At 67.8% G+C, this 12,398-nt stretch carries 9 protein-coding genes; 1 reads left to right on the top strand and 8 read right to left on the bottom strand.

Annotation, left to right across the window (positions count from 1 at the left end):
• Positions 1-174: 174 nt before the first annotated feature.
• The 3 genes from NMQ09_RS05850 to NMQ09_RS05860 are packed head-to-tail and all read right to left on the bottom strand — an operon-like array spanning position 175 to position 6,924.
• Positions 175-3,756, bottom strand: a complete 3,582-nt coding sequence (locus tag NMQ09_RS05850) for a UvrD-helicase domain-containing protein (protein ID WP_255193502.1) — start codon at positions 3,754-3,756, stop codon at positions 175-177.
• Positions 3,749-4,771, bottom strand: a complete 1,023-nt coding sequence (locus tag NMQ09_RS05855; protein ID WP_255193503.1) for a hypothetical protein — start codon at positions 4,769-4,771, stop codon at positions 3,749-3,751. The genes NMQ09_RS05850 and NMQ09_RS05855 overlap by 8 nt, the downstream gene beginning before the upstream one ends.
• Positions 4,768-6,924: a hypothetical protein gene (locus tag NMQ09_RS05860; protein WP_255193504.1), complete on the bottom strand. Its 2,157-nt coding sequence runs from the start codon at positions 6,922-6,924 to the stop codon at positions 4,768-4,770. The genes NMQ09_RS05855 and NMQ09_RS05860 overlap by 4 nt, the downstream gene beginning before the upstream one ends.
• Before the next feature lie 600 nt (positions 6,925-7,524).
• Between NMQ09_RS05860 and NMQ09_RS05865 the strand changes: the two genes are divergently transcribed.
• A complete protein-coding gene (locus NMQ09_RS05865) occupies positions 7,525-7,938 on the top strand; it encodes a CBS domain-containing protein (RefSeq protein WP_255193505.1) in 414 nt (137 codons plus the stop codon).
• A 3-nt stretch (positions 7,939-7,941) separates the two neighbouring features.
• On the opposite strand, the gene NMQ09_RS05870 is transcribed toward NMQ09_RS05865, so the two are convergent.
• The 5 genes from NMQ09_RS05870 to NMQ09_RS05890 form a co-directional block, all read right to left on the bottom strand.
• Positions 7,942-8,391 (bottom strand): hypothetical protein, encoded by a 450-nt coding sequence (locus tag NMQ09_RS05870; protein ID WP_255193506.1) that lies wholly within the window; start codon positions 8,389-8,391, stop codon positions 7,942-7,944.
• Between the two features lie 95 nt (positions 8,392-8,486).
• A complete protein-coding gene (gene trpB, locus NMQ09_RS05875) occupies positions 8,487-9,647 on the bottom strand; it encodes a tryptophan synthase subunit beta (RefSeq protein ID WP_255193507.1) in 1,161 nt (386 codons plus the stop codon).
• Positions 9,648-9,861: 214 nt separating this feature from the next.
• Complete coding sequence (locus NMQ09_RS05880; RefSeq protein ID WP_255193508.1) at positions 9,862-10,278, bottom strand: type IV pilin domain-containing protein; 417 nt, start codon at positions 10,276-10,278, stop codon at positions 9,862-9,864.
• 113 nt (positions 10,279-10,391) lie between these two features.
• On the bottom strand, positions 10,392-11,249 hold the full coding sequence (locus NMQ09_RS05885) for a hypothetical protein (protein WP_255193509.1): 858 nt from the start codon (positions 11,247-11,249) through the stop codon (positions 10,392-10,394).
• Between the two features lie 139 nt (positions 11,250-11,388).
• Positions 11,389-12,342 carry a diacylglycerol/lipid kinase family protein gene (locus NMQ09_RS05890; protein ID WP_255193510.1) on the bottom strand — a complete coding sequence of 318 codons (954 nt, stop codon included), beginning with the start codon at positions 12,340-12,342 and terminating at the stop codon, positions 11,389-11,391.
• Positions 12,343-12,398: the final 56 nt, after the last annotated feature.

A 12,398-nucleotide genomic window follows, 5' to 3' on the forward strand; every position in this document is an offset into this window, starting at 1 on the left:
CATAAGTCATAAACCGGTCTGCTCGAGCGACAGCGCTGGGACTGCGCGTTCGGTAACAACGTATTGGCGGTTGCAACGCGCACACCGCAGTCGGCCATCGTCGACCTCGAGCGCGATAATCTAATTTTGTACCGACGGGCTCGCGAGCTCGAGGCGGCGACGCTCGAGCGGAGGTCAGTCGTCGTCGAGGGTCGCGCCCTCGACGGCCGCTGGGCCCGGCGCACAGCCGAGCGAGCGGTGCGGACAGTACCGACAGTGATCACCAGGGGTGACGTCCTCGAAGGACGGGTCGTCGACAGCCAGGAGCGTCTCGCGGGCCGACCCCCACGAGGGGAGCGCCTCGCGAGACAGCAGCTCGACCCGCGGTCCGGCGTCGCCGACGTAGACGTAGCCGGCGCTCGAGATCGGTTCGTCGAACCGGCGCGCGGCGGCCTCGACGTAGAGCAGGAGCTGGGTCGCGTCGGCGGGATCGATCCGGTTGGCCGTCGTCTTGTAGTCGAGGACGACGAGCTCGCCGCGGGGCGTCCGTCGGATCGAGTCGATGGAGCCGACGACCTCGCCGTCGACGCCCTCGAGGGAGTCGAGGACGAACGGGAGTTCCGCGGCCAGGGGCTCCCACTCGTGGACTGGCGCGTCGATCCCCGGCGCGCAGGCCTCGAAGTAGCGGCCGACGCAGTCGAGGACTGGCTCGCGGTAGGCGGTGTGACCACGGGCGGTCAGGTGTCTGGTCGCGGCCTCTCGCCACGCTGCTCGTGTGCGGTACTCCCGGTAAAACGCCTCCTCGGCGACGTCGTGGAAGATCGTCCCGACGATCCGCGCGCCCGGATCGCCGCCGTTCGTGATCGGATCGTCGACTGCACCCACGGCGTGGTCGAGGTAGTGTTTCCTGGCACACTCCTCGTGGGTACGCATCGCGGTGTAGCTGTGGCGAACTGCCACCGGGAGCGGAGTCACGGCCGAGAGCGTCTCGACGGGAAACCGGACGGTGTCGCTCGAGAGTGCGCTGGGGCTTCGTCCAGCAGGCGTGTGGATGCCTTCGTCAGCGTGGTCGGCTGCGTCCGCCGCGGGGAGGAGGGTTCTGCGCCGGAGCTGGCGGCCGAGTCGGTGGACCGTCTCGATCGCCGCCCGCGTCTCGAGCGGCTCGAGTGAGCGGTCCTCGTAGCCGCCGTAGTAGGTGATCGTTCCCGGGGTCCGGCTCGCAGAGCGTGCAATCTCCTCGGTACAGTCGGCGACGGCGTCGGGGTAGTCGTCTTGAACGCGGTCGAACGCGTCGGTGAGCGTCTCCCAGAGATCCATCCGTCGGCCAGCGACGCACCAGTCGATCTCCGACGCCAGGCACGCCTCAGCGGTCGACGTCGACAATTCTCCGTCGGCACCGTCGTAGTCGTACGCCGACCCGAACAGGAGGAGGTGGTTCTCGGCGCGGGTGAGTGCGACGTGTAACACCCGCCACTCCTCGGCGACGGTCTCTGCAGCGAGGTCGGCGAGCAGCGGCGAGTCGACCTCGTCGTCGATCGTCGCCGCGAGCAGTCGGTACCGAACGCGCTCGACGTAATCGGTTTCGACACACCACTCCTCGTCGGAGAGGTACGGGACGAGCACCGTGTCGAACTGCAGCCCCTTCGCCTGATGGACCGTCATCACGTCGACGCGACCGGTCGACTGCGTCCCGCGTCCGTCCGTGGTCGAACTGCCCGCGAGTGCGTGCTCGAGCGCGTCGACGAACTCGGTGGTGAGTGCCGTCAGGACCGAATTGGCGTCGTAGGAGTCAGCGAATCGTTCGACCCGTTCGAGCGTCGAGCGCTCCTCGCCCGTCAGGAACCACTCGAGGCGCGTGACCTCGAGGAATCGACGGACGAACACCGAGAGCGGGAGCCCATTGTACACCGACGTGAGCGTCTCGAGGTGGGTTCGAGCTCGTTCGAGCCGGTCGGGGTCGTCGAAGTCGTTCGCGTCGGCGGCGACCAGCACGCCGTACAGCGATCGATCCCGAACGTGGAGACGTTCGAGGTCCGATTCCGACAGTCGGTACCGGTAGACGAGCACTCGTCTGAGGTGGACGTCGGCCTCCGGATCGACCAGCACTCGCAGATACGAGAGTACCGTCTGGATCCCCGGCGAGAGCTCGCCGTGGGTCGACCCGGAGCGTTCGTAGGGGATCTGCGCGCGCTCGAGCTCGGCGGCGACCGCCGCTGCGTGGCGATTCGTGCGGACGATCACCGCCAGATCGGAGAGCGACCTGGCGGGGACTCCCTCGAGTTCGCCGTTGACGAGCCGCGAGACGGTCGTTGCGACCGCTTCGGCAGTCGAGAAGCCGACCTCGTCGGTCTCTACCTTCCCGACACGCAGCGGTGTCTCGTCCCCATCGGACACGTTCGGGGATCGGTCGAACTCTCGGAGCGTCTTCGACGACTGGCCGGCGTACGCACAGTGATTGGTGAGATCGAGGATCTCCTGGCGGGATCGGAAGTTCAGCTCGAGCGCGACCGATTCGTGGTCATCGTATCTGGCGAGGCGCTCGAGTCCCTCGTGGTCGGTGCCACGCCAGCCGTAGATCGCCTGGTCGGTGTCGCCGATCGCGAACAGGTCCGGGCGGTCCGGGCCCGCGGTCAGGCGCGTCACGAGGGAAAACTGCGTCGGATCGGTGTCCTGGAACTCGTCGCAGTAGACCTGCTCCCAGCGGCCCGTGAGTTCGTCGGCGACGCGGTCGTCCTCGAGCAACCGGGTCGCCGTCCGCACGAGTTCGTCGAAGTCGACGGTCCGGTCGCGCTCGAGCATCGCCCGGTAGTCGGCGTAGACGTCGGTGTAGTGGCGCGCCAGCCGGAGAAACTCGAGGGAGTGATCGAGCCGGCCAACGGGCGTCTGCTCGATCCGTCCGGTCGCGCCGCCCCGGATCTCGTTGCAAAAGAGCGCCCGTGGGAGGTGTTTCGTCGTCGGTTCCTCGAGCGAGAGCGCCTCGTGGACGTTCGTCACACACCGTTGCAGCGTCCGGAAGTAGCTCGAGACGTCCCGGACGACGGGGTCGTCGTGGAACTCGTCGGGTGCCTCGGCGACTTTCTCTCGGCAGTAGGTGAGCAGTTTTCCGTACTCGACGAGCGACTCGCGGGCCGACTTGAGGTGTTCGGGCCGGTTGAAGTATCGGAGGGCCTCGTTGTCGAACGACAGCTGCTCGTCCGCCCGCCGCCTGAGCCGGAGGACGAGCCCACCGAGGAGTTCGAGCGTTCGCGCGTCGGGGAGCCGGTCGTCGAGCGTCTCGGGGTCGACGTCCGTTCGACTCATCGTGGCGACGAATCGGTCGACGTCGGCGGCGAGGTCGGCCGCGGTGCCGTCGCCCTGTGTCGAGGCGAAGCCGTAGTCGTTCTCCTCGAGCAGTCGGCGGACGAGCCGTCGGCGGGCCCGTTCGGTGACGACGTCGAACTCGGGGGAGCGGCCGAGATAGTAGGCGTACTCGCGGACGAGCCGGTGACAGAAGGAGTGGTAGGTGTGGACGTCGATCTCGGCAGCCTCGTCGGGTCCGAGGCGGTCGGCGATCGCCTCGCGGACGTTTGACGCCGCCTCGTTCGCGAACGTCAACACGAGCACGTCCTCGGGGTCGACGTCGCCGCGCTCGATGGCGCGCTCGATCCGCAGGATCATCGTCGTCGTCTTTCCCGTCCCCGCCCCGGCGTCGACGGAGATGCAGGCGGCCCGGCTCTCGAGGGCGGCCGGCTGGTTTCCTCGCGGCTCGATCGGGTCTCGGTCCCCGTCGTCAGCCATCGAACCGCACCTCCGCGGCCACGTGGTCCGCACAGCCGACGGCGTACGCACAGCCCGGACAGCTCCGAGCCGAAATTCGATCCCAGGCCGGGCCCGGATCGAACTCGCCCGGGACGATCGCGGCGAGCACCTCACGTAGTCGTCGTTCGACCGTCCGGTTTCGGTGCTCGTGAGTCAGGCCGAAGGTGTGGTGGTCGAGGAAGACGTCCGTCAGGTCGACGACCTCGAGGCTCGTCTCGACGGTCTCCCGGACCCAGTCGACCGCGTCGTTCGACCGGTCTGCGAGGGGGGCGAGAACGTACCGACAGGTCGACGCCTCGAGTTCCAGCCGGTCGCGGAGGTCGCGCAACCCCTCGAGGACGACCGCCGTCTCGAGGAGGGAGGCGACGGCGTCGGGCTCGAACCGGTCTGCGTCGGGGTCGAAGTGGTCGACGAACAGTTCGGCCACGTCGCCATCCCACTTCGAGCGGTATCGGAGGGGGCCAAGCGGCGCGAGCGTCGGCACGAACCGAACCCCCGTGATCGACGGGCCGTCCTCGAAGACGTAGTCCACCGTGGCGTCGACCGTGACCGCGGCGTTCTCGTCCTCACCTGCGTCAGGCAGCGAAACCGTCGCCGAGAGCGAAAGTGCCGGCCCGATCACGTCTCCGTCGGCCGCGTTCCGGAGTTGCGTGACGCCCCTCGCGTGGGTTGGCCCGACCGCCTCGACGTACGCCCGGATCGTCGCCTCGAGCGCGCGTCGCTCGTGTCGTCGCTGGGCCATCGAGTGGAATCGGTCGTCGCGTTCGGGCCACCGCTCCGCGAGGCGGGCGATGGCCGCGTTCGCGAGGGGGCGTGGCTCCGTCTCGCCGGTTCGGAGCGCGTCACAGATCACTGTTCGGAGGAGTTCGACCTGACGGGTCTCGACGGCCTCCTCGTCGTCGCCTGCGAGACCGTGGACGTGGGCGAACTCGTACTGCCGGGGGCAGTGCAGGTAGGCCCCGAGGCCGTCGACCGGGAGTCGACGTCCGGTCATCGGCGAACCTCCCCGGCGGCGAACTCGAACTGCGACCTGACGGCCTCGCGCAGGTCCTCGTCGACGTCACCGTCGAGGACGACGGCGAGCTCCTCGAACAGCGCTTCCGTCTCGACGAGGTCGACCTCGCCGCCGGTGCTTGCCTCCCCGAGGACGCGCTCGAGTTCGCCCCACGGCTGGGCGAGGGCTGCCTCGAGTGCGTTCGCTTCGCCGTAGATCCTCGCGTCCCGACCGCGCGCATCGACGTCCTCGAGGCTCACGTCCCGCCGTCGCTCGAGTCCCTTCAGATACCGTGACTCCGCGTGCGTGCGCCGGAGCCCGCCTGCCTCGCGCTCGTACGAACAGCAGTACAACCGCGAGCGGGCCGCCCGAGTTCCGATGGCGAGTTTCCGGCGGGCCCGCTCGGCGTGGTAGGCCTCGAAGGCGGTTCCGAGTTCGGCCGCCGGTGGCGCGGGCGCGAACGTCCGTTCGACGTCGACCGGCGAAGGGTCGGTGACGGCCGGATAGTTCGGCATCGACTCGAGCCACGTTTCCGGAAAGAGTCGGGTGAGGTGGTGCTCTCCGGGGTACTGTCGCTCGACCAGATCGAGCAGGAAGACGGCTTCGCGGCTGTCGTACTTCAGGTCCGCGATCGCACAGACCGTCACGCCGCCGCGCTCGGGCCGGGTCTCGACCTCGTGGACGTACGGTGCGTCGTATTCGATCGTCCGGCGGAGCATTCTGGCCAGTCCCTCCCAGTTGGGGGCGACGACGTCGGTCTCCTCGACGAACCGGGCGATCTCGAGCACGCGCCGGACGCCGTCGAAGCTCTCGCGGGCGTCGACGGGCGCTTGCTCGGTGACGATCCGACTCTTGAGGTCGGTTCGAAGGATCCAGCGCTCGAGCGAGCGCCGGACGCTCGAGCCGGTACACGATTCGACGAGGGCGGGGGAGAAGTCGGGAACGCGAGCGGCCAGCCGGTTGCGGGCGACCTCGTGGTCCCCATCGCCGTTGTAGGCGACGAACGCGTAGAGTTCGGCGACCGCGGGGTCGTCTGCGAGCGCGGCGGTTCCGATCGTCGCCGTGGGCACGCCCGCGTTGCGGAGGCGGTCTCGAACGGTGGGAACGCGCTCGACGGTCGGGACGGCGACCGCAACGTCGTCGTATCGCCACCCCTCGTTCCGGTCGAGTAACGCCTGGATCTCCGTCGCGACCTGCCGTTCCTGCTCGCGGGTCGTCGTCGAGCGGATGCGACGTGCGGTCGCAGTCTCGGTGGACGACTCCTCGGCCGGTTCGCCGGTCGCGAGCCACCGGGTGATCGCCCGGTGGTCGGAGTTGGGGGCCGTGCGGTCGACGTCCCGGTCGGAAGCCGGGTGGGGGCCTTCGAGGACCGTCATTTCGAGGCCCGCTGCGAGGTCGTCGACCGATCCGGGTTCGACGCGGGTTCGCTCGACGCTGGCGTGGCGCTCGCCGAGACAGACCAGTTCCGCGTCGGCGGTCAGCGCGGCGAGGTAGCGCCGGTCGAGCCGGCGACACTCCTCGAACTCGAGGACGAAGACGGCGTCGAACGACGAACAGACGCGCGAGCGGAGGCCGTCGGCGTCGGCCTCGAGCAGCGCCGTCGCTCGCGGGATCACGTCGGCGCGCTCGAGGAGTCCCCGCGTTCTGAGTTCCTCGTGGAATCGGTCGTTCATCGCGTAGAGGAAGTCGAGACACTCGTGGGGATCCTCGAGATCCTCGTGACGGATCGCCTGGCGCGTCGCCTCGAGCAACAGCTGACCCACGTCGCGGGCGAAGCTGTCGTGCTCGCGCGCCCGCTCGAGGTAGGGCGGGATATCGCGTTTCGCTCCCGCGATCACCAGCGAGAGCAGCTCGATCCGTTCCTCGTAGGCCAGTCGATCGAGCGTCGGATCGTACTCCTCGAGCACCTTCGAGGCGTGTTCGGGCAGGGACTCGAGCCGCGGCGAGAGCGGGGTTCCGTTCGTGGATTCACAGCCGGCGAGTGCCTCGCGAACCCGCTCGAGACCGGCCGGGTGGCGTTTCAGGACGAGCACGTTCCGCGGATCGTACTCGTCGACGAGGGTGGCGTACTCGGCGGCGACGACCTCGAGGAGGTCGGGGCTGGGCTCGGGGAGGAGTTTGAGGGTCCCCTCGAGGTCCGGGGCGGCGGTCATCGGGATGTCGTAGAGTATGTGACGATCCTGTATTTAAACCTGTGGCGAAGCTGGACGGTGTGGCTCGCGTGATTGTTCGGGGTCCGGCCGCGACGGCGAGCACGGGGACCACGAACCGTTGCAACCCGACTTGGGGACACTGTTGCGGTCTGATCCAACTACGGACCGTTGCGATCTGACCCGACCACGGGTCGCGGCGACGCCATCGCGAGACGTGCCGGCGTCTCGCGCCGGCGCGTCGCGCACGCACTGCGTCGCCGGGGAGGCGTGGTGGCCCTCCTCGAGTGGGGCTCGAGCGACGCGGACGGCTCCGTGAGGAGCCGTGCGCCCGCGAGGGCCGCACGAGAACGGGCGGACGCATTCGTGTTTCGTGCGAGCAGTGTCGAGTCCGTCCCCTTCTGCCGTTCGAGCAGTGTCGAGTCCGTTCGCCCCACCGTTCGGTCCCCGTCGGGTTCTGCAGTCGGTTCGAACGCCGTGTCACGAACGGTGCGCCGAGCGATTCGAACGGGGACGATTCCACGAGGGGACCTCACGTCGAATCGTCACCGGACGCGCCAGATCGCGGCAATTATTATAGCAACTGCTCGAGAAGGGTTCCGTATGGAAGACATTTTTGTGGGACGGCTCATGTCCACGGACCTCCACACCGCATCGCCCGACACGCTCGTCGAGGACGCTGCACAGGTGCTGCTCGAGAACGACGTCGGCTCGGTGCTCGTCGTCGACGACGAGGGTGGGCTCGAGGGAATCCTCACGCGGACGGACTTTGTCGAAATCGTCGCGAAGAGCCAGCCGAAAGCCCAGACGACGGTCTCGCGGTACATGACTGAAGACGTGATCACGACGGATGCTGGGGCCTCGATCCGGGACGTCGCGGACGTGATGATGGAACACGGCTTCCACCACGTTCCCGTCGTCGACGAGGACGATCGCGTCGTCGGAATGCTCACGACGACGGATCTCGCGGCGTACCTCTCACACGTCCAGACGCCGAGCCCGGGCGGGGACGCGTAGGACTCATCCACCCCGGTCGGCTTCGACCACGGCCAGGTAGCCCACGTAGCCGAGCGCCGAGACCACGAGCGCGACGGCGAAGACGGTGACGCCGACGTAGGCCTCGAGCGCGGCGTCGGGGTTCTCCCAGAGGTAGGCGCCGCCCTCGACCGCGAAGACGAACAGCGCGCCGTAGATCGCGGTGAACGCGAGCGCGCGGGCGACGCCGAGCGCGCCGAGTCGGCGGCTGTTGAGCAACTCGAGAACGAACAGGAACGCAAACGCGAGGAAGTAAAACGGGTCGGGGATCGCACCACCGAGTTCGTGGGTCCCTTCGATGGCGACGACGCCGTAGTACGCGAGCGCGAGCAGGACGGCGGCGACCAGCGTGAGCGTGAGTCCGTAGCCGCTCGCGTCGTCCGCACTCGGTGGGGTGACCGGAGCGCTCGAGGCGTCTGTGTCGTCACTCGCCATACGAGTACGCTCGAGAGTGACCACCCTTAGTTAACGACGACCTTTCGACGCACGCTCGGGGTCGATCGGGAGCTGGCGTCGACCGCGACCGGGATTCACTGCGAGGCGAGGTCGAACTTCTCGGCTGCGGTCTCCATGTCCTTGTCGCCCCGGCCGGAGAGGTTCACGAGAATCGTCTCGTGTTCGCCTTCCTCGGCGAGCTGGATCGCTCGCGCGACGGCGTGGCTGGACTCGAGGGCGGGGATGATCCCCTCGGCTTCGGAGAGTTCACGGAACGCCGCAAGCGCCTCGTCGTCGGTAATACCGGTGTACTCACAGCGGCCGACGGCGCGGAACATGGCGTGCTCGGGTCCGACGCCGGGGTAGTCGAGGCCTGCCGACACCGAGTGGACCTCGACGTCCTCGTCGATCACGCGCGTCTTCATCCCGTGGATGACCTCGTCCTCGCCGCTCGCGAGCGGGGCGGCGTGTTTGCTCGAGTCTGCACCCTTCCCGCCGCCCTCGGCACCGTACAGGGCAACGTCGTCGTCGCGGAAGGCGTGGAACAGCCCGATGGCGTTCGAGCCGCCGCCGACGCAGGCGACCGCCGCGTCCGGCAACCCGCCCGTCCGCGCTCTGAACTGCTCGCGGGCTTCCTCGCCGATGACGCTCTGGAAGTCCCGGACCATCCGCGGGAACGGGTCCGGGCCGACGACGCTGCCCACCAGATAGTGGGTGTGATCGACGTTCTGAGCGAAGTCCTCTAAGGCGGCGTCGACGGCGTCGGCCAGCCCCTCTCCGCCGCGGGTGACCTCGTTGACCGTCGCGCCCAGCAACCGCATGCGGAAGACGTTCATCTGCTGGCGTTCGACGTCCTTTCTCCCCATGTAAATCTCCGTCTCGAGGTCGAGCAGCGCGCCGATCATCGACGTTGCGACGCCGTGCTGGCCCGCCCCGGTTTCGGCGATCAGGCGGGGCCTGCCGGCCTTTTTCGCCAGCAGGCCCTGGCCGAGCACGTTGTTGATCTTGTGCGCGCCGCCGTGGAGTAAGTCCTCGCGTTTGAGGTAGATGTCCGCCCCGTAGCGCTCGCTGAGCGTCTTCGCGTGGGTGATCGGCGTCGGCCGCCCGGCGTACTCCTCGAGTAACTGTCGGAACTCGGTCTGGAACTCGTCAGTTTGGCTCACCTCGTCGTAGGAGTTGGCCAGTTGCTCGAGTGGGTCCTGCAACGGTTCGGGGACGTATCGCCCGCCGTAGCCTTCGAACTCTCCCTGGGACATGGACTCCTATATCCGCTGAGGGTAAAAATACGTTCCGTGACGTGCATGGTTGATCATTCAGACCCGACTTCGGCGAGTGTGGCCCGGAACTCTCCAGAGCGGTTACTCGAGCGGCGCTGCTGGGACGACCTAGTGCTTTGCCAAGCCTAGTCTGCAGGGTCGAATTCGTCGCCGAAGGCCGGTTCGACCCTGCAGTCGACGCTTGGTGGAGTACTTAGCCGGACACGTCGTAGCTATCGACCAGCGCCGACTGTGACCCGCTGGACCAGATCACCTGGATCGTCTCCCCTTCCAGGCTGATTCCGCCACAACCGCCACGAGTAACTGTCACAGTGTCGCCGGCCTCGATGTCGTCGCGCCCATCCCAGGCGTCGCAGGTCTGACCGTCGACGCGGATTTCGGTGTTCGCTTCGGTGAGCCCCTCTGCCGAGGCGACGGCGATCGTGACCTCGAGATCGCTCCCACTGTCGTCCTCGCTGTACACCAGATCGGCGTCCGGCGTGCGCTCGAACGGAGTGCCGAGGACCATAGTCGAGATGATCGCCATCGAGGCGACCACAATTCCAACGAGGAGGATAACCCCCACGACGGGGGACACGGCGTCGTCAGCCGGGAGCCGGCGTACCTGCATCGCCGATATGATAGGTGGTACGACCATTTAAGCCCTTGTGTAATCGGTCGAACCGCCAGCAATGAAGGAACGATAGCTCTCGACCAGCCTCGACTCGAGTCACTCGACGGGCGTCACGCCTCTTCCCGTTCGACGACGACGGCTACCTCGTCGGCCAGCGCCTCGAGGTCGGCCCGGAGCGACTCGCGACCTGCCTCGAGGTCGTCGTCGACGCCGGGGAGCTGGTCTGCCAGGAGTTCGGTGTACTCACGGCGGCGGTCGAGGTCGTCCTCGAAGGACTGCTGGAACGAGCGAACGGTGTCGGCGTGGGACTGCGGATCGCGGTTCGCCCACGCGGTCAGGTAGCCCATGACGGTGTCGTCGACGTCGCGCTCGACCGGGTCGTCGGCGACCAGGTTGTACCAGTAGTTCACGTAGTTCATCGTCGCGATGCGTCGCGACCAGGAGAGGTCGGCGACCCGGTCGGCGTCGACCGACAGGACGGTGTCGGCAGTGTACGTGACAGTGACGCCCGCTCCGTCGGCGTCGGATTGCGTTCGCGTTTCGTCGGTCGCCTCGTCGGTCACGAGAACGCGAACGACGTCACGGCGCTCGAGCGGGAGGTCCATTGGCTTCTCCCGGTAGTAGAAGTACAGCGCGAGCCCCGCGACGAGCAAGGAGAGAAAAATCGTGGGGATCATGAAGACGAAGCTGACGACGATGACCATCGCACTGTGCGGGCCGTAGGGCCGGTAGGGGATCGCCCCGGCGTCGACCGCCGCGCGGCGGGTAACGACGGTGGCATCGGCTTCGCTCGCGTTCTCGGTCGTCTTCGAGGACGATTCGTCCCCGTCGGCGAACGCCGCCAGCGCGCGTGCTACAGCCCGGCGGAGCGTGTGCGCGTCGACCCCCGCGTACTCCCTCGTCGTCGAGATCGGTGCGTCCCCGGGCGCGTCGCGCGCGTCGGGGTGCCCGGCGTCGTCCGTTCCCATTCCATCGACTAGATTCGACCGGCGTCACTAAAGGCTCTCGACACTGTGCTGGGTGCGTTGGGAACCTGGCCTGCCGGCCCGTCGAGTACGTCGACGAACGCCCGATCGTCGGGAATCACCGACGGCAGACGTTCAGTGGCTACGATAGCTCCCCGGCGTCTGTGGTCGACTCGACGTACAGCGACAGACACCGTTCGCGGACGTCGATCTCGAGTGCCGTCGCCGAGACCAGTTCGCCGTCGAGGCTGAACGTCACCGGCTCTTCCTCGAGTCCTTCGATCGACAGCGACGACACCTCGAGTCGGGTGACAGGCGTCAGGTCGCCTTCGAGGAGTCGTGACAGCCGTCCCTCCTCGAGCGTCTCGGGGTCGGGTCGTTCCTCGAGGATCGTCACCTCGAGCAGGCCGTCCTCGGTACTCGGCCGGTCCCGGCGGCGGACGCTCGGCAGCCGGAACGCGTTTCCGATCAGGACGAGCAGGGCGTCGCCACGCCACGTCTCGCTTTCGGGCACGCCGGGCTCGAGCGTCACTCGGAGCGGGATTCCGTCGTACTCCGGGAGCAGCCGGAGCGTCGTCAACACGTACGCGAGCGGCCCCAGCCGGCGTTTCAACTCGCCCGGCGTCGACGTGTTCGCCTCGGCCGAGATGCCGGCCAGACAGGTGTTCACGAACGGGCGATCGTCTGCGAACCCGACGTCGATGCGCCGTCGACGTCCCTGGTCGAGGAGGTCGAACCCTCGGTCGACGTCGTCGATCCCGAGCTGCCGCGCGAAGAGGTTGGCGGTACCCGTCGGGATCACCGCGACGTCGACCGCCTCGAGCGCGTCCGCGTCGACGAGTCCGTGAACGACCTCGTTGACCGTTCCGTCGCCGCCAGCGACGGCCACCAGTGAGGCGCCGTCGGCCGCGGCCTCGCGTGCGAGTCGCCTGGCGTCGCCCGCCGTCTCGGTTTCGCGGACGTCGAACTCCCGCTCGAGCGCCCGTGCGCGGATCTCCTCGGCGTGGTCGCCCGATCCGCTCGCGGGGTTGCAGACGAGCACTCGGTCGACGCCGCCTGCACGAGTCGTTCGTCGTTCGTCCGCCTGACCGTCCATAGCCGACGTTCGAAGACGGGCCACTATAACGGATCGGTCGTCGACCGCGAGCTACA

This window comes from Natronobeatus ordinarius (genome assembly GCF_024362485.1).
Classification (GTDB): domain Archaea; phylum Halobacteriota; class Halobacteria; order Halobacteriales; family Natrialbaceae; genus Natronobeatus; species Natronobeatus ordinarius.